This is a genomic window from Ponticoccus sp. (in: a-proteobacteria) (assembly GCF_048381735.1).
The window spans coordinates 171,840-189,196 of sequence record NZ_JBLXGL010000007.1 but is presented as its reverse complement, the minus strand read 5'-3'; the positions used below and the strand labels follow the sequence as shown (position 1 = coordinate 189,196).

The window sequence follows — 17,357 nt, the reverse complement described above, 5'->3', positions numbered from 1 at the left end:
GACCCGAACCTGTCCTCCGTCTACGGCCTGCCGGTCACGGTTGAAACCACCTCTTCGGGCCGCAGGGTCTGCCTGCCGTCGCTGTCTCAGTCCGCGCCGACCATGACGTCCGACGCCTTCACGATGGCGTAGGCCGTCTTGCCGATCTCAAGCCCCATCTCCTCGACCGAGGCATTGGTGATCATCGCCGTGACGATCACCGCCCCGCCAAGATCGATCTGGACGGTGGAATTGACCGAGTCCTTCTCGATGCCGACAACGGTTCCGGCCAGCTTGTTGCGCGCGCTGATTTTCATGGGCTTTCCTCTGTTGCTGAAATTGTCTTGCCTTCAGGGTATGATGCGGCGACGCGATTTCAACGGGGCAAATGGCCATGGGTGATCCGCGAGGACATGCATTCCGCCTCGGCCTGCGCGAGGCCAACGGGGCCCTGGGCGACATCGGTACGCTGCTGCCGCTGGGCCTTGGCGCCATCGCGCTTGCCGGGCTGTCGCCGCAGATGGTGCTGCTGGGCTTTGGCCTGTTCTACATCGCCACGGGGCTTGTCTACCGCCTGCCGATCCCGGTGCAGCCGATGAAGGCGATTGCGGCGGTGGCGCTGCTGGGGGTCGCCTCGCCGACCGAGATCGCCCTGAGCGGGGTGCTGATCGGGCTGGTCTTGCTGGGGCTGGGTGGCACCGGGCTGATCGACCGGATCAGGCGGCTGGTGCCGCAATCGGTGCTGTCGGGTCTGCAACTGGGGCTGGGGCTGTCGCTGGCCTGGGTCGCGGTCGGGCTGATGCGGGAACACTGGCTGACCGGCGCGCTGTCGCTTGGGGTCGCTCTGGTTGCGCTGCGGGTCGGAACCCATGCGGCCATGCTGACAATTGCCACCGGCGTCGGTGCCGGGATGATGCTGGGCCTGCCCGAGGCGCCCGCGCTGGCCGCCGCGCCCTGGCCCATGGGCATCCCCGATGCGCAGGAACTGCGCCGCGCGGTCACCGACATGGCCCTGCCGCAGCTGGCCCTGACCCTGACCAATGCGGTCTTCCTGACCTCGCTGGTCGCGGGCGATCTGTTCGGCGCGCGCGCGGCCCATGTCACCCCGCGCCGGCTGTGCCTGACCTCGGGGCTGGCCAATCTGCTGCTGGCGCCGCTGGGGGCCCTGCCCATGTGCCACGGCGCGGGCGGTGTCGCGGCGCATCACCGCTTCGGTGCCCGCAGCGGCGCGGCGCCCTGCCTGATCGGGGGCCTGCTGCTGGTCGTCGCGCTGCTGCCCGCCCAGATGCAGGGGGCGGTCCTGTCCGCCATTCCCACCGCGACGCTTGGCGCCCTGCTGCTGATCGCGGCATGGGATCTTGCCGTCAGCCGCCGCCTGATCGACGCGCGGCCCTCCTGCCGCCCGGTCATCGCGGCGACGGCTATGGCCACGGTCATGGTGAACCCGATGCTGGGGCTTGTCGCCGGCACCCTGGCCGAGCTGATCCGAAAGGCCCTGCTTTCGAGGCGCATCGCGCGACAGGGATAGGCCGGGCCGCCCCATCGCGGCAAAAAAGGGGGCAGGGCGTTCAGGGACCGATTTCGGGCCAATAGGCAGCCCTCGCAGGTCGGATGCCCCGGCTCAACCGTATTGATCCAAAAGAAAAAGGCCCGCAGGGGGCCTTGTCTTTGTGTCGCCAGAAGTATGGCGGAGAGGAAGGGATTCGAACCCTCGAGACGGTTCCCCGCCTACACACTTTCCAGGCGTGCGCCTTCGACCACTCGGCCACCTCTCCGTCGACGCGTTTAGCAAAACGTCGCAGGAAGGTGCAAGCAGATTTCCGAACATCCTTTCCACCGGCGCATTTATCGCAGTCGTCAGCACCGTGGGCGCTGCGCGGGCGGCGGCGTCCCCCATGCGGCAGGACGGGTCAGGGCCGCCGCACCGACGGGATACCGGCGGTGCCGGGCGTCAGCTGGCGACCTGTTCGCGCAGGATCGAGGCGGTCAGCGAGATCATCAGGTAGATGCCGCCGAAGATCAGGAAGGCGAGGATCGTGTTCTCGAACTTGCGCGGGTAGCTCGGGTCTTCCGAGGCCACCGGCACCACCGAGGTGGTCAGGTAGCGGGCCTGGCTGTCGGCGTCGCGGCGGGCCTGCTCCAGCCGTTCCAGCGCGGTCTGCAGCATCAGGTCGCGGGTGGCGAGATCGGCCTCGGCCAGCTTGATCTGGATCGCCTTCTCGGCCAGCGACCCTTCGCCCTCGGCGGCCTGCGTCATCTGCGCGTTCAGGTCCGCAAGCAGGGCCTCCAGTCGCCGGACGTCGCCGCTGGTGCCGTCGACCTTGGCCCGGTTCGGGCGCGCGTTGTCCAGCAGGGCCTGCAACTGCAACCGCTTTTCCTGCAACTGCAATTCATAGGTGCTGATCTGCTGCCGCAGCGAGGCGATGCGCGCCTCGGGGTCGACGATATTGCCCTCTTGCTGCATGCGCACCAGAAGCTCCTGCGCGGCGCGGCGGTCCTCTTCGGCGGCGATCAGCCCGGCCTCTGCGTCCTCGACCGCGTTCGACCGCTTGCGCAGCGACAGGGTATCGACCCGCTCTTCGGCGTAGCCGATCAGGGCGCGGCTGAATTCGGCGGCGGTTTCGGGGTCGGCGGCCATGATCTCCATCTTGATCACGCCCTCGGTCGGATCATAGCCGATCTCGATGTTCTTCTTGTAAACCTTGTAGGCCGCTTCGTTGGTGGGCTCCTCGGACAGGCGCTGGATCGGGTCGATCCAGGCCTGCGTGTAGTGCGATTTGAAGCCCACGTCCTGATCCAGCCGCAGCATCGCGTCCTTCGAGGTCAGGTAGGATTGCACCGCGATGGCGTCCTGGTTGGTGGCGAACTGGGTGCCCGAGAACAGAGAGCCCATGGCGCCGCCCGAACTTTCCGCCTTGAGGATCAGGAACTCGGACTTCGTCGAATACATCGGCGTGGCGACGGCGTAGTAGTAGTACCCGGCCAGCACCGTCGGCAGCAGCACGAAGGCGGCCAGACGCACCAGCAGCAGCAGGCTTTTCCTGCGGCGGCGCGCGGCAAGGTCGCGCTGGATGCGCTGGATTTCCGCGGCGCGGCGTTCGGCAGGAGAGACCGTCTCTGTCGAGGGCAGCTGGTCCTTCTTGACGGCGATGGTCTGCGGCAGCTGCACCCTGGGCTCGGGGCGCTTGTCCGGGTCCGGCGCCTGCTCGGGCTGGACGAGTTCCAGCGTGTTGGCGCGCTGGAACGGGTCGATGCCACGGGCGCGCAACAGGCGCACCGCGTCGAAATCCGAGGTCGGCGCAAGGCCGTGCTTCTGCGCCACGCGGCGCGCCATGCGCAGCTGGCGGCCGGTCAGCCCCTCCTTGCGGATTGCGTCCATGTCGGTTTCCCCGGCGACCTGCCGGGCGGTGTCCACCGCGCCGCTGCGGGGCGCGGTCTCGGGCGTGGGCGCGGCCTTCGGCGGCGCGGCGCGGGAGCCCGCAGGCGCCGCATCCGGCGCGGCAGGGGGCGGCTGGTTCGCGGCAACACCGGCGGGCGCCGCCTTGGCAAAACTGGGGCGGGGGCGGGGCGTCTCGTCCCCGGACGGACGGCGGATGCGGAATTTCTTAGCCTTGGGTTTCGTAGTCATAGAGCCGTTTCGCTTCTTCCAAGGTGTCGAACATATGCAGCTTGCCATCCATCAGGACGGCGGCCTTGCGGGCGAATTTCTCGAGGATCTGCGGCTGGTGGCTGACGATGATGATCGTTGTCGTGCGCAGCCGTTCCGCCAGCAGGTCGCCGGCCTTCTTGTTGAAATTCGCGTCGGTGGAATTCGGCATGCCCTCGTCGATCAGGTACATGTCGAAGTCCAGCGCCAGCATCAGCGCAAAGGTAAAGCGCGCCCGCATGCCGGAGGAATAGGTACCGATGGGCTGGTCGAAATATTCCTTCAGGTCGCAGAGCCAGCGACAGAAGCTTTCGACGTAATCGGGGTCAAGCCCGTAGAGCCGCGCGATGAAGCGCGCGTTCTCCTTGGCCGAGATCTTCGACACCACCCCACCCATGAAGCCCAGCGGGAAGGAGATGCGGCAGCCGCGCCGGATCTCGCCCTCGTCGGGTTTTTCCAGTCCGGCCATCATCTTGATCACGGTGGTCTTGCCGGTGCCGTTGGGGGCAAGGATGCCCAGCGACTCGCCCAGGTCCACGCGGAACGACACACGGTCAAGGATCACCTTGCGCTGGGTGCCGGTCCAGAAGGACTTGCTGACCATGTCGAATTCCAACATCCGGGGTGCCCCTTGGTGTTCGTGTTCCCCGTATTTGGGAACCGGGCCGGTCTAGAAAAGAACTTGGGCCACATTATGACCCGGGGGGGCAACAAAGACAACGCGCGCCCCCGGTTGGGGACGCGCGCTCGACAATGCGGATTTTGCCCGAATTGTTCGTTAAAGCTCGTGTTTTTCGACGCGGGTGATCTTGCCCGCGGCGATGGCGGCCACGGCGGCAAAGAAGGACAGAAGGGCGCCCATCTTGGCGGCATCCTGCACCTCACCCGGCCCGAAGGCGACAGAGGCCACGAAAAGCGAGACGGTGAAGCCGATGGCCGCGACGAAGCCGATCACCACGAGGTCGACCAGCCGCATGCCCTGCGGCATGCCCAGTTTCAGCGGCACGGCGGCGATCCAGCCGAAGAGGAAGATCCCGATGGGCTTGCCGATCAGCAGGCCCGCCAGAACCAGCCAGGTGGCGGCGCCCATCGAAGAGAACTGCACCCCCGCGTTGAGCAGGCCGAAGAAGAACAGCACCACCTCGACAGGGTATTTCAGCCCGTGTTCGATGTGGTTCAGCAGGTCGGTCAGGTGTTCCTCGGCGGCGGCGAAGATGCCGAAGGCGCGGTCGGCATGGGGGATGGCCGGGACCACCGGCAGCAGGCCCAGGGCCGGGTGCAGGCCCGACATCATGAAGCCGTACCACGACAGGGCGCCCGCCAGCGCATAGGGCCAGAAGCCCAGGACCTCGCGCACCCAAGTCGAATTCGGGCGGTCCTGCTTGCCCCGGTCCATGCGGCGCGGCAGCCAGTTGGCCAGCAGGAACACCCCCACGGCGGCGCCCACCGACAGCAGCAGCCATTCCGGCGCCAGCTCCCCGGAGGGGTAGAAGATCGCAAGGATGATCAGCCCCGCCGCGTCGTCGGCGATGGCCAGAAGCAGCAGGAAGCGCACCGCCGGGTGACCGGCGCCAAAGACGATGCGCCCGACGAGGTAGGAGAACGCGATGTCGGTGGCGGTGGGGATGGCCCAGCCGTTGGCGACCGCGTTGTAGGTTTCCGAGCCCAGAACGGCGGCGAGGCCCAGGTAGACCGCGATCGGGCCGAACATGCCACCGGCGGTGGCGAACAGCGGTGTCGCCGCCTTCTTGCCGCGCAGCGACCCGTTTTCAAGGATGACCGCCTCCCAGACTTCCTTGGCGGCGATGCCGAAGAAGAAGGCCATGAGGATGTCGTTGACGAGATAGTGGAAGGTCAGCGTGCGGTAGCCTTCGCCCAGCACGTATTCGTGCCCCTCGGCGTCAGTCAGAACCTCCGCCCCGCCCGCGACCAGGTCGGCGAAGGTCGGGTCAGAGGCGGCGATATGCGCGGCATGCCAGTGCCCGATGGGGGCGTGGTCCCAGATCACGAACTCGACGAAGTTGTGATAGGTGTCGGCCCAGTAATGCGGATTCCCGGCGACCGGGGCGATCACGTCCAGATTGGCCCAGACCAGCGCCGCGAGGGCGCCGAAGATAAGCAGCAAAGAGTAGCTGGCCAGAAAGTTCCAGACGCGATACATAAGCCCCCCTGTCGGAAAATAGTCTCTTGTTCTTCCGTTCTTCCCTCAGGTGTAACGGATGGAAACCTGCCGGGCAACGCGCCAGAGCGGGGGATGGCGCTGCCTTTTTGTCGGTTTGGGGCGCAGGGTGGCGGTGTTCGGCCCTTGGGGGCGCCTCGGGTCACCGTTCAGGGCGCGTGGGGTCGCCACGGTCCAGAGGGGGGAGGCGCCCCTTGCGGGACGCCCGGTGCCGCCGCGCATTACCGCGCCGGACACTGTCGGTCACTGCCGGGCAAGGGCGGCGGCGGTCAGGCCACGGCGCCCCAGGCCAGCCCGGCGATCAGCGCCCCGGTCAGCGCGAAGCCTGCGTAGGCCGCGAAGATCCGGGGCTTGACCAGTGCCCAGACCGCGACGGCGGCGGGGATGCAGCTGACGCCGCCCGCGATGACAAAGCTCATGGCCGCCCCCGGAGCCATGCCCTGTTGCAGCAGGGCGTCGACCAGCGGCACGGCGGCATAGCCGTTCAGGTAGGCCGGCGCCCCGACAAGGGCCCCCATGAGCACCGGCCACAGCCCGGTGCCGCCCAGCACCCCGGCGATGGTCTCTGCCGGGATATAGCGCAGCATCACCGCTTCGATGACATAGGCCAGCGTCAGCCACTTCAGCAGGAACAGGCCATTGGTCAGCGCCGTTTCGCGGAAGGTCTCGCGCCGGGCCGGATCCTGCCAGAAGCGCCAGACCGGCTGCCCGCCGAAGGGTTTCTGCACCGCGCAGCAGCCGCCGACCTTGGGCTGCGCGCGCAGCGGGTCGCGGAAGACCACGGTGCCCGCGAAGGCCCGGGTGCCGAAGCCGCCCAGCAGCCCCAGCCCGATGGCGGCCAGCGCCTTGGCCAGCGCGAAGTCCAGCCCCAGCGTTCCGGCGGTGATCGTGAACATCGCCGGGTCCATCAGCGGCGAGGCCAGCCAGAAGGCCATGACCGCGCTCAGCGGCGCCCCCACCGCCAGCAGGGCCGCGATGAAGGGGATGACCTCGCAGGAACAGAAGGGCGACAGCCCGCCCAGGGCCGCGGCCATCACGATCATCCGCGTTTCGCGCCCCTCGAAGGCGCGCGCCAGCAGGGATTCCGCCCCCGAGGCTTTCAGGAAGGCGACGGCGAAGACGGCGAAAAGGATGAAGGGCGCGGTATGCAGCAGGGCGTTCGCGGTGAAGGTGACTGTCGGCCAGGCCTGCGGCGGGTCCAGCAGCGCAACCGCGCCAAGGATCAGGGCCGAGGTAAGCCAGGCCTTGGGCAACCGGGGCAGGCGGGACGCGGTGGCGGCGGATGTCTCAGCCATGATCGTGAACTCCGGAGGGGCGGCCGATATCGGCGCAGCAATGTTGCAGAAGGTAATCGGAGAGCGCCCGGACTTCCTCAAAATCGGCGCCCGCGCAGATGGTGGACCGGCCCTGCCGCTCTTGCCGGACCAGACCGGCGGCGGCGAGGATCTTCAGGTGATGGGTCAGCGTCGAGCCGGTGATGCCGCAGCGCTGCCCGAGGTCGCCGATGCTCAGCCCCTCGGGGCCGGACCGGACAAGGGCGTGCAGGACGGCAAGACGTTGTTCGGACCCAAGCGCCGCGAATTTCGAGGCGGCGGTCGACAGGGTCAGCAGGGCGGGGGGCGAGTCATTCATTTTCATGATTCTAGATTTCTAGAAATGTGGCTGCGTGTCAACTCTCGTTTCAAGGTTTGTCGAAGTATCGGCCTTTCACCGGCGCGCGCCTTGCCCTACCTTCTGGCCGATGACGGATCTTGCCACACGCATCCGCGCCTGCACCCTTTGTGCCGAGCGCTTTGCCGCAACCGAGACGGCCCACCACCCGCGCCCGGTGCTGCGGGTCGCGCCGACGGCGCGGCTGCTGATCGCCGGGCAGGCGCCGGGCGCGCGGGTCCATGCCTCTGGCACACCCTTCACAGACCCCTCGGGCGACCGCCTGCGCGACTGGCTGGGGCTGGACGAGGCCGCCTTCTACGACAGCAGCCGCGTCGCCATCCTGCCCATGGCTTTCTGCTTTCCCGGCTACCGCAGGGGCGCCGACCTGCCGCCGCCGCCGATCTGCGCGCGGACCTGGCGGGCGTCGGTGATGCAGGGCCTGCCCAACCTGCGCCTGATCCTGCCGATCGGCGGCCCGGCGCAACGCTGGCATCTTGGCACCCGCGAGGGCGTCACCGCCACCGTCCTGCGCTGGCGCGACTTTCTGCCCGGGGCGATCCCCTTGCCGCATCCGTCCTGGCGCAATACCGGGTGGCTGAAGCGAAACCCCTGGTTCGCGGCAGAGCTTCTGCCGGTGCTCCGGGCGCGCGTGGCAGAGGTGCTTTCATGACGACGACCCCGCTCGATACGGCGCATGCCGCGATGGAAACCACGGGCAGCGATGCCGCCCGCTTGCGGTTCTACGATACGCTCGCGGGCGCGGAGCTCTTCCTGATGCTGACGACGGAGCCACAGGGCGCGGATATCGCCCCGGAGGTCTTCGAGATCGAGGGCACGCAATACGTGCTGGCCTTCGACCTAGAGGACCGCCTGGCGGGCTTTGCCGGGCGCGCCGTGCCCTATGCCGCGCTGTCCGGGCGCGCGCTGGCGGGGATGCTGGCGCCGCAGGGTTTCGGGCTGGCGCTGAATCTCGAACAGGGGGCCTCTCAGACGCTTCTGCCGCCCGAGGCGCTGGTCTGGCTGGTCGAGACGCTGGGCACCGGCCCCGAGGCTGCGGAGGCGCGCGCCGAAGAGTTTTCCGCCCCGCAGGTGCCGGAGGTGCTGGTGACGGCGCTGGATGCAAAGCTGGCCGGGGCCGCCGGGCTGGCACGGCGCGCCTACCTGGCCGCCGTGGTCTACGAAGGCGGCGGTCGCGGGCACCTGCTTGGGATCACCGGCGTGCGTGAGGGCGCCGAGCGCGCCCTTGCGGGGGCCGTCAACGAGGCGCTGGTCTTTTCCGGGCTGGACGCGGGTGTGCTGGACGTGGCCTTCTTGGCGGACAGCGATCCGCTGACCGCCGCGCTGGCGCGGGTGGCATTGCGCTTCGACCTGCCGGAACCCGAAACGCCGAAGGTCGCGGTCGAACGCGCCGCGCCGGGCAGCGACCCGGACAAGCCGCCGAAGCTGCGGTAGCCCCGGCAGGCGGCGGCCCGTGTCGCGGTCCCGTGGAAGGGGCCGGGCAAGCGCGCGCCCGGTCAACGAAATGCTGAGGAAACGTCCCTCTCCCTACCGCCCTCCATCCTGAGGCGATTCGGTTAAGCACGGGTTCATGAGTTCATGGGGGCACGCGTTCATGCGTTCTCCGTTTCCCGCAGTCCCGGCGCTGGCGAAGGTCGGTCCCAAGCGGCGCGCCTGCGCCCAGGCCGGGGTGACGCTGCGCCCAGGGCTCTCCGCTCGGCAGGGTCAGCCCGCCAGTTCATCGCGCAGGCAGGGCAGGGGGTCGCCCGGGGCGGGCGTCGCCTCCCACACGGCGCGGGCGATGGCGCGGGCAAGGCACAGGCTGGCCGCATGGCCCGCCTGCGCCAGTTGCGCCGCCGGGTCTTCCAGCCTGCGCGACCCCGTGCCAAGCGCGAAGACCAGGTCCCCGTCCATCGGCGTATGCGAGGGCACGATGGCCCGGGCCAGCCCGTCATGCGCCGCCACCGCCAGCCGGTGACACTGCGCCTTGTCCAGCGCGAGATCGCATCCCACGATGGCGATCGTCGTGTTGCCCTGCATCGCCATGGCCTGCGCCTTGCGGCTGGGCGGCATCGGGGCAAAGCCCGCCGGATCGGGGCCGAGCCCGCCGAATTCCGTGCCGAACTCGAAGGGGGCCGCCCAGAAATGCCGCCCGGAGGGCGTGGTGACGCTGCCGATGGGGTTCACCGCCACCAGCGCGCCCACCGTGGTGCCGTCGTCGAGGATCAGGCTCGCCGATCCCAGCCCGCCCTTGTGCATCGCCGTCTGCGCGCCGGTCCCGGCGCCGTGGCTGCCAAGGGCGAACCGCGTTGCCGCCTGTTGCAGCGCCGCCCGGCCAAGCGCCGGGTAGGGGTTGTCGGACCAGTCCTTGTCGCCGCCGTTGAGCAGGTCGAAGAGGATCGCGGCGGGCACCAGCGGTACCCGGGCCGACAGCACCGGGAAGCCGCGCCCCATGGCATGCAGCGCATCCATCACCCCCTGGGCCGAGGCAAGGCCGAAGGCGCTGCCGCCCGACAGCACGAGGGCATCGACGCCGGGCGCCATCTTGTCCGGCGCCAGAAGGTCGGTTTCGCGTGTGCCCGGCGCGCCGCCGTGGACCGCGACCGAGGCCACGAAGGGCGCATCGCCGAGCAGCACGGTGCAGCCCGACTTCAGCGCGGCATCCTGGGCATTGCCGACGCGCAGGCCCGGAATATCGGTGATCAGGTTCTGGGGTCCGGGGTGCATGGCAGGCTCCTGTGTCGTGCGCCAGACTCGGGCGCGCGGCGGGGAAAGACAAGGGGCGCCGTGGTCCGTGCGCCGGGTGCATCCGGGATGCCTCCGCGACCGGTGTGGGCGTGCGACAGGTTCCGTCCGGGTCGGCGGGGCACCGCAGGGTCGGGGTCACGCCAGCGTGCACCGGGCGTCCCCGTGTGGGCTGGGTGGAGGCTGTCCCCGCCGGTCTTCTCCGCGCCCTGCCCCTGCCGCAAGCCCCCCACGGTGCAGACGATCAGCCCGCCCGGCGTCCCGGCAGGCGCGGCGTGGCGGCCAGAAGGGCGCGGGTGTAGGGGTGCTGCGGGTCGGAAAAGACCTGCTCTGCCGGGCCGTCCTCGACGATCTGTCCGGCCCGCATCACCAGCACCCGGTCGCAGATGGCGCGCACCACCGATAGGTCGTGGCTGATGAACAGCCAGCCCAGTCCGGTTGTCCCGGCCAGCGCCGCCAGCAGGTCGAGGATCTGCGCCCGCACCCGCACGTCCAGCGCCGAGACCGCCTCGTCGAAGACGATCATCTCGGGGCGGATCATCAGCGCGCGGGCGATGGCAAGGCGCTGCCGCTGCCCGCCCGAGAAGGCATGGATGTGGCGGCCCAGCATATCCGGCGACAGGCCCACGGCCGTCAGCGCCTCGGCCAGCGCCTGATGCCGGGCCTCGCCCCGGGGCGGGGTGCGGCGCAGGTGAAAGGGCTCGCCCAGCAGCCGCGCGACCCGGTGGCGCGGGTTGAAAGAGCCGTAGGGGTCCTGAAACACCGCCTGAATGCGCCGGTGCCGATGCGGATCGCCATCCGCCAGCGCGATCCGGCCCTCTGCCGTCGGCTCCAGCCCCAGTATGGCGCGGGCGAGGGTGGACTTGCCGCAACCGGATTCGCCCACCAGACCGACCCGCTCGCCCGCATGCAGCGTCAGCGAGACCGAACGGACCGCCTCGAACACCGGGGCGCGGGCCAGCGGGTGCGGGCGCGGCAGCCGGTAGTGGCAGGATACCCGGTCCAGCCGCAGGAAGGGCGCCCCGGGGCGCGGCGGCGGCAGCGTGGCCGTATGGGTCGAGGCCGCCAGAAGGGCCTGCGTGTAGGGATGGCGCGGCGCGGCCAGAAGCGTGGCGGCCGGTCCCTGTTCGACCACGCGCCCGGCCTGCATGACGGCGATGCGGTTGGCCATTCCGGCCACGACGGCAAGATCGTGGGTGATCATCAGAAGCGCCATGCCCTCGGAGCGGGTCAGCGACTTCAGCAGGTCGAGGATCTGCGCCTGCGTGGTGACGTCCAGGGCCGTGGTCGGCTCGTCGGCGATCAGCAGGCGCGGGCGGTTGGCCACCGCCATGGCGATGACGACGCGCTGCCGCTGACCGCCCGACAGCTCGTGCGGATAGCGCGAGGGCGGCACCGACAGGCCGACGCGGTCGAGCAGGGCGCGCACCCGGGCCCGGGCCTCGGCGCGCCGGGGCGGCACATGGCCGGGGCGGGGCAGGCGCAGCACCTCTTCGATCTGGTCGCCGATGGTCTGCACCGGGTTCAGCGCGCTCATCGGCTCCTGAAAGACCAGCCCGATCTCCGACCCGCGCAGGGCGCGCATGTGCCGGTCCGGCAGGCCGCGCAGATCGCGGCCCCGGAACAGCACCGCGCCCCCGGCCTCTGCTACCGGCGGCAGCAGGCCCATGACCGCCAGCGCCGTCAGGCTCTTGCCGGACCCGGATTCGCCGGTCAGCGCCAGCGTCTCGCCCTCGGCCAGCGTCAGGTTCACCCCGTCGACCGCCGCCGTGCCGCCAAAGCGCACCGACAGGCCCTGCACCTGCAACAGCGTCATGCCCGCAGCGCCCGCATTCGGGGGTCCAGCGCGTCGCGCAACCCGTCGCCCAAGAGGTTCAGCCCCAGCACCATGGCCATGATCGTCAGCCCCGGCACCACCGCCACATGCGGCGCCAGCGAGACCAGCGTCTGCGCATCCGCCAGCATCCGCCCCCAGCTGGGCACCGGCGGCTGCGCGCCAAGGCCGACGTAGGACAGCCCCGCTTCGGCCAGAATGCCCAGCGAGAACTGGATGGTGCCCTGCACGATCAGCAGGTTCATCAGGTTGGGCAGGATGTGCTCCGCCCCGATGCGCGCGCCGCGCTTGCCCGAGAGCCGCGCCGCCTTGACGAAGTCGCGCTGCCAAAGCCCCATGGCGGCGCCGCGCGTCAGCCGGGCAAAGACCGGCACGTTGAAGATGCCGATGGCGATGATCGCGTTGACGGCGCCGGGGCCGAAGGTGGCGGTGATCAGGATCGCGATCACGAGGCTGGGGAAGGCAAAGACCAGATCTGCCGAGCGCGAGATCACCTCGTCCAGCCAGCCGCCGGCATGGGCTGCCGCCGTCAGGCCCAAGGGCACGCCGAGGCCCATGCCGATGCCCACCGCCACCAGCGCCACGGCGATGGTGGTCCGCGCGCCGACCATCAGCATCGACAGGATGTCCCGCCCGAAATGGTCCGTGCCCAGCCAATGCGTGCCCGAGGGCGGCAGAAGCCGGTCGGGGATCGCCATGGTCGTGACGTCTCCGGGCGTCCAGACGAAGGACAACGCCGCGGCGGCAAGAAAGACCGCGGTGATCGCGGCGCCAAGGATCAGCGGGCGGTTCATCGCCGCCGCCTCAGCCGGGGATCGGCCACCGCATAGGCGAGGTCGGTCAGGAAGGTCACGGCGATGACCGCGAAGACCAGCAGCATCACGGTGCTTTCCACCACGATCAGGTCGCGCTGGCCGATGGCCTGAAAGATCAGCCGCCCGAGGCCGGGCAGGTAGAAGACCTGTTCGATGATGATGGCCCCCGCCAGCAGGAACGAGAATTGCAGGCCGATCAGCGTCAGCACCGGGATCAGGGCATTGCGCAGCCCGTGCCGCCACAGAGCCTGAAAGGGCGACAGCCCCTTGGCGCGGGCGGTGCGGATGTAATCCTCGCCCAGCGTGTCGATCAGCGAGGAGCGCAGGACGCGGGTCAGGATTGCCGCCTGCGGTAGCGCCAGCGCCACGGCGGGCAGGGTCAGGGCGCGCAGCGCCTGCAGGGGATCGTCCCAGCCCGGGAAACCGCCCGAGGGGAACAGCCGCCAGGTGATGGCGAAGCCCAGCACCAGCAGCATGGCGAACCAGAAGTTGGGCACCGCGATGCCGACCTGCGTGGCGGCGAGCACGCCCATGTCGGCGCCCCGCCCCCGGCGCGCGGCGGCAAGGATGCCCGCGGGCAGCGCCATCAGAACCGCCAGCGCCAGCGCATAAAGCGTCAGCGGCAGCGAGACCCAGAGCCGGTCCGCGATCATCCCGGCGACCGGCGTGCGGTAGGTGTAGGAGGTGCCGAAGTCTCCGCCCAGCATGCCCGTGACCCATGTGGCGTAGCGCGCCAGCCGCCCCTGATCGAGCCCCAGCTCGGCCCGCAGCGCGGCGACCGTGTCGGGCTGCGCGTTCATGCCCAGCATGTAGGCGGCGGGATCGCCCGGCACGACCTCGATGGCGAGGAAGATGACCACCGAGGCGACCGCAAGGCTGAGGATCAGCGAGACAAGACGGCGGGTCAGGTAGGTCAGCATGGCGTCCCGTTCAGGCGTTCCGATGCCGCTTGAACCACAGCCGCGCGGCGATGTCACGCATGGCTGGCGCGGGGCCGGTCGCTGCGGGTCCACGGCGGGCGGTGGGCCGCAGGCCCGCCCTGCGGGCCGTCACGCTGCCAGGATCGGGCGGCTGTCGGGCCTGCGCGCCCTTGCCGCCGTCGCGGTGCGAGAGGCGGGGGCGAGGCGCCCCGCCCCGGCAGGGCGCCGCAGGGATCGATGCGCCGGAGCGTCCGGGCCGATCACTCGGCCCAGCTGACCCCGGTCAGGTCGGTCGCCTGCGTCGGCTGGTTCTGCCAGAGGCCCTGAAGCCGCGCGTCCGCCACCGTCGGGAAGGACAGCTGGAAGAGGTAGGCGTTGACGTGGTCCTCTGCGATCATCTCCTGCGCCTGCTTCAGCAGGGCAGAGCGTTCGTCCGGGGCGGCCGTGGCGGTCAGATCGGCCATGAGCTGCCGGAACTCGGGGCGGGCGTAGGAGAAGTAATAATCCTCGCGGGCGTAGATGTTGATGTCCATCGGCTCCGTATGGCTGACGATGGTCAGGTCGAAGTCCTTGCCGCGAAACACCTCTTCCAGCCACTGCGCCCATTCGACATTGGTGATCTGCGTCTCGATCCCGACCTGCCGCAGCTGCGCGGCAATGATCTCTCCGCCCCGGCGCGCGTAGGAGGGCGGCGGCAGTTTCAGCGTCAGGGTCAGCCCCTCGGCGATCCCGGCCTCGGCCAGAAGGCGCTTTGCCTCTTCCGGGTCGTAGGCGGAGCCTGCCGTCAGGTCGACGTAATCCGGGTTGTGCGGGGCGAAATGCGTGCCGATGGGCGTGCCAAGGCCGAACATGGCGCCGTCGATGATCGCCTGCCGGTCGATGGCATGGGAAATGGCCGCGCGCACCTTGGGGTCATCCAGCGGCGCCTTGGCGTTGTTCATGGCAAGGATGGTCTCGCCCTCGGTCGAACCCAGCAGCACCTGAAAGCGCGGATCCGCCTGAAATTGCGGGATGTTCTCGGGGGCGGGGAAGCCCGCGAAGGCGTCGATGTCCTGCGCCATCATCGCGGCGAAAGCCGCCGTGGGGTCCGAGATGAACTTGAAGGTCGCCTCTGACAGGGCCGGTTTCTCGCCCCAGTAGCCCTCGTATGCGACCAGCGTGATGCTGTCGCCCTGCACCCAGTCGCGGAACAGGAAGGGGCCGGTGCCCACGGGCGTCTGCTTGATGCCGTCGATGCTTTCGGGCGCGACGATCACCGCGTCGCCCCATGCGAGGTTGAACAGCAGCGCGCCGTCGGGCTCGCGCAGCGCGATGGCCACGGTGTCGGGGCCGGTGGCGGTGACGCTGTCGATCCCCTCGTACAGCGCCTTCTGCGCGTTGGTGCTGTCCTCGGCGCGCGCGCGGTCGAGGGTGAAGACCACGTCCTCGGCGTCGAATTCGGTGCCGTCGTGGAAGGTCACGCCCTCTTGCAGGGTGAAGGTATAGGTCAGCCCGTCCTCGGAAATCTCCCAGCTCTTGGCCAGCGCGGGCACCACCTCGCCGGTTTCGGTGAAACGGGTCAGCCCCTCGAAGACATTGGCATAAAGCACCGAATCGATGGCGCCCGCGGCGGCGGAGGTCGGGTCGAGATGCGGCGGCTCCAGTTGCAGGGCGATGGTCAGGTCGGTCTGCTGGGCACTGGCTGCGGTGGCGGCAAGCGCCAGAGAGGCAAGGGCGGCACGGAGGGGCATGGCGGAACTCCTGTTGCGGTCCGCCCGACTGTCGCCGGTTTCCCGGGCCGCTTCAAGGTGCCGTGGCGGGGCGGCCACAATCGGCCACTGGCGCCGCGCCGCAGCATCTGCTATTTCCGCGCAACATTATTGCGCGGAGGAGGCGGCAATGAGTGCGACGGCAAGGAAGACGGCCCCGATGCCCATGGATATCCGGGCCCGCAAGGGGGGCGCGCCCCTCGTCAGCCTGACGGCCTATACGACGCCGATGGCACAGTTCATGGATGCCCATGTGGATTTCGTGCTGGTCGGCGACAGCGTCGGCATGGTGCTGCACGGGCTGACCTCGACGCTGGACGTGACGATGGAGATGATGATCCTGCACGGGCAGGCGGTGCGGCGCGGCCTGAGCCGGGCGATGATGGTCGTCGACCTGCCCTTCGGCGCCTACGAGGAAAGCCCCCAGCAGGCCTTTCGCAACGCCGCGCGGCTGATGCGCGAGACCGGGGCGGGCGCGGTGAAGCTGGAAGGCGGGATGCAGATGGCCGAGACCATCGGCTTTCTGACCCAGCGCGGCGTGCCGGTCATGGCGCATATCGGCCTGACGCCGCAGGCGATCCACACGCTGGGCGGCTACAGGGTGCAGGGGCGCGGCGAGGATGCCGCGCAGATGATGGCCGATGCCCGCGCGGTGGCGCAGGCCGGCGCCTTTGCCCTGGTGCTGGAGAAGGTGCCCGAGCGGCTGGCCGACCGCATCACCGCAGAGGTGGCGATCCCGACCATCGGCATCGGCGCCTCGGCGGGCTGTGACGGGCAGATCCTCGTGGTTGACGACATGCTGGGGCTGTTCACCGCCTTCAAGGCCAAGTTCGTGAAACGCTTCGCCACGCTGGGCGAGCAGGCCGAGGCGGCGATTGCCGAGTACGCGGCGGCGGTGCGGGCGCGCGAGTTCCCGGCGGCAGAGCATGTGTTCTCGGACAAGGCGCCGGAGGGCGGGGCATGATGGCAGGGGCAAGGATCGTCGGGCAGGCGCGGCCCCCGGTGCTGCGGTCGAAGGCGGCCCTGCGCGAGGCGGTGGGCCGCTGGCAGGCCGCCGGAGAGGTCGTGGGCCTGGTGCCGACCATGGGCGCCCTGCACGAGGGGCATCTGAGCCTTGTCCGCGCAGCAGAGGCCAGCTGCGACCGCGTGGTGGTGACGATCTTCGTGAACCCGGCGCAGTTCAACAGCCCCACGGACCTCGAAAACTATCCGCGCACCGAAGAGCGGGACGCCGAGACGCTGGCGCGCTGCCGGGTCGATGCGATCTATGCGCCGCCGGTGTCCGAGATCTACCCGCAGGGCTTCTGCACCACGGTCTCCGTGGCGGGGCTGACCGATGTCCTGTGCGGCGCGCACCGGCCCGGGCATTTCGACGGGGTGGCCACGGTGGTGACGAAGCTCTTCACCCAGACCCGGGCGGACCGGGCCTTCTTCGGTGAGAAGGATTTCCAGCAGTTGCAGGTGATCCGCCGGATGGTCCGCGATCTGGATCTGGAGGTCGAGGTGCTGGGCTGTCCGACAATGCGGGAAGAGGACGGCCTGGCCATGTCCTCGCGCAACCTGCTGCTGTCGGATCGTGCGCGCGCCAGGGCCCCGGCGTTGCACGCCGCCCTGCAGGAAATGGCCGAGGGGCTGCGCGCCGGAGGCAAGGCTCCGGCGCTGGCAGAGGCTGCCCGGGCGCGGATGCTGGCGGCGGGCTTCACCGAAGTCGATTACATCGACCTGCGGGCCTGCGACGACCTGTCGGTGCTGGAGAGGCCCGGGCGCGAGGCGCGGCTGCTGGCCGCGGCCTGGCTGGCGGGGGTGCGCCTGATCGACAATATCGCGGTCTGAGCGGTTTC

General features: G+C 69.7%; 16 protein-coding genes and 1 tRNA gene. 5 read left to right on the top strand and 12 right to left on the bottom strand.

Annotated features, from left to right (window positions below; all coding sequences use genetic code 11):
- Window positions 1-86: 86 nt before the first annotated feature.
- Window positions 87-296 carry a TOBE domain-containing protein gene (locus ACN5KJ_RS13900; protein WP_418594659.1) on the bottom strand — a complete coding sequence of 70 codons (210 nt, stop codon included), beginning with the start codon at window positions 294-296 and terminating at the stop codon, window positions 87-89.
- Between the two features lie 77 nt (window positions 297-373).
- Between ACN5KJ_RS13900 and ACN5KJ_RS13895 the strand changes: the two genes are divergently transcribed.
- Window positions 374-1,507, top strand: a complete 1,134-nt coding sequence (locus ACN5KJ_RS13895; RefSeq protein ID WP_418594658.1) for a molybdate transporter family protein — start codon at window positions 374-376, stop codon at window positions 1,505-1,507.
- A gap of 157 nt (window positions 1,508-1,664) precedes the next feature.
- Here the strand turns inward: ACN5KJ_RS13895 and ACN5KJ_RS13890 are convergent.
- The 6 genes from ACN5KJ_RS13890 to ACN5KJ_RS13865 form a co-directional block, all read right to left on the bottom strand.
- Window positions 1,665-1,754: transfer RNA gene (locus ACN5KJ_RS13890), tRNA-Ser, on the bottom strand.
- Between the two features lie 176 nt (window positions 1,755-1,930).
- Complete coding sequence (locus tag ACN5KJ_RS13885; protein WP_418594657.1) at window positions 1,931-3,607, bottom strand: capsule biosynthesis protein; 1,677 nt, start codon at window positions 3,605-3,607, stop codon at window positions 1,931-1,933.
- Window positions 3,585-4,244 (bottom strand): ATP-binding cassette domain-containing protein, encoded by a 660-nt coding sequence (locus ACN5KJ_RS13880; RefSeq protein WP_206563060.1) that lies wholly within the window; start codon window positions 4,242-4,244, stop codon window positions 3,585-3,587. The genes ACN5KJ_RS13885 and ACN5KJ_RS13880 overlap by 23 nt, the downstream gene beginning before the upstream one ends.
- 159 nt (window positions 4,245-4,403) lie before the next feature.
- Window positions 4,404-5,786 (bottom strand): Na+/H+ antiporter NhaA, encoded by a 1,383-nt coding sequence (locus ACN5KJ_RS13875; protein ID WP_418594656.1) that lies wholly within the window; start codon window positions 5,784-5,786, stop codon window positions 4,404-4,406.
- A 287-nt stretch (window positions 5,787-6,073) separates the two neighbouring features.
- Window positions 6,074-7,099: a permease gene (locus ACN5KJ_RS13870; protein ID WP_418594655.1), complete on the bottom strand. Its 1,026-nt coding sequence runs from the start codon at window positions 7,097-7,099 to the stop codon at window positions 6,074-6,076.
- Complete coding sequence (locus ACN5KJ_RS13865) at window positions 7,092-7,442, bottom strand: metalloregulator ArsR/SmtB family transcription factor (protein WP_206563063.1); 351 nt, start codon at window positions 7,440-7,442, stop codon at window positions 7,092-7,094. The genes ACN5KJ_RS13870 and ACN5KJ_RS13865 overlap by 8 nt, the downstream gene beginning before the upstream one ends.
- A gap of 103 nt (window positions 7,443-7,545) precedes the next feature.
- On the opposite strand from ACN5KJ_RS13865, the gene ACN5KJ_RS13860 reads away from it, so the two are divergent.
- Complete coding sequence (locus tag ACN5KJ_RS13860; protein ID WP_418594654.1) at window positions 7,546-8,127, top strand: uracil-DNA glycosylase family protein; 582 nt, start codon at window positions 7,546-7,548, stop codon at window positions 8,125-8,127.
- Window positions 8,124-8,909 carry an SseB family protein gene (locus ACN5KJ_RS13855; RefSeq protein ID WP_418594653.1) on the top strand — a complete coding sequence of 262 codons (786 nt, stop codon included), beginning with the start codon at window positions 8,124-8,126 and terminating at the stop codon, window positions 8,907-8,909. Before ACN5KJ_RS13860 ends, ACN5KJ_RS13855 begins: the two co-directional genes overlap by 4 nt.
- A 270-nt stretch (window positions 8,910-9,179) precedes the next feature.
- Here the strand turns inward: ACN5KJ_RS13855 and ACN5KJ_RS13850 are convergent, their stop codons facing one another.
- The 5 genes from ACN5KJ_RS13850 to ACN5KJ_RS13830 form a co-directional block, all read right to left on the bottom strand.
- Entirely contained in the window at window positions 9,180-10,181 is a 1,002-nt protein-coding gene (locus ACN5KJ_RS13850) for a P1 family peptidase (protein WP_418594652.1), read from the bottom strand.
- A 262-nt stretch (window positions 10,182-10,443) separates the two neighbouring features.
- Window positions 10,444-12,015, bottom strand: a complete 1,572-nt coding sequence (locus ACN5KJ_RS13845; protein WP_418594651.1) for an ABC transporter ATP-binding protein — start codon at window positions 12,013-12,015, stop codon at window positions 10,444-10,446.
- The gene (locus tag ACN5KJ_RS13840) at window positions 12,012-12,827 is read right to left on the bottom strand and encodes an ABC transporter permease (protein WP_347166526.1); all 816 of its coding nucleotides are present in this window, start codon (window positions 12,825-12,827) and stop codon (window positions 12,012-12,014) included. The genes ACN5KJ_RS13845 and ACN5KJ_RS13840 overlap by 4 nt, the downstream gene beginning before the upstream one ends.
- The gene (locus ACN5KJ_RS13835; protein WP_418594650.1) at window positions 12,824-13,768 is read right to left on the bottom strand and encodes an ABC transporter permease; all 945 of its coding nucleotides are present in this window, start codon (window positions 13,766-13,768) and stop codon (window positions 12,824-12,826) included. Before ACN5KJ_RS13835 ends, ACN5KJ_RS13840 begins: the two co-directional genes overlap by 4 nt.
- Window positions 13,769-14,028: 260 nt before the next feature.
- Window positions 14,029-15,498, bottom strand: coding sequence for an ABC transporter substrate-binding protein (locus ACN5KJ_RS13830; RefSeq protein WP_418594649.1), 1,470 nt, complete (start codon window positions 15,496-15,498; stop codon window positions 14,029-14,031).
- Between the two features lie 148 nt (window positions 15,499-15,646).
- Between ACN5KJ_RS13830 and panB the strand changes: the two genes are divergently transcribed.
- Window positions 15,647-16,480: a 3-methyl-2-oxobutanoate hydroxymethyltransferase gene (gene panB, locus ACN5KJ_RS13825; RefSeq protein WP_418594648.1), complete on the top strand. Its 834-nt coding sequence runs from the start codon at window positions 15,647-15,649 to the stop codon at window positions 16,478-16,480.
- Window positions 16,480-17,349 carry a pantoate--beta-alanine ligase gene (gene panC / locus ACN5KJ_RS13820; RefSeq protein ID WP_418594666.1) on the top strand — a complete coding sequence of 290 codons (870 nt, stop codon included), beginning with the start codon at window positions 16,480-16,482 and terminating at the stop codon, window positions 17,347-17,349. Before panB ends, panC begins: the two co-directional genes overlap by 1 nt.
- Window positions 17,350-17,357: the final 8 nt, after the last annotated feature.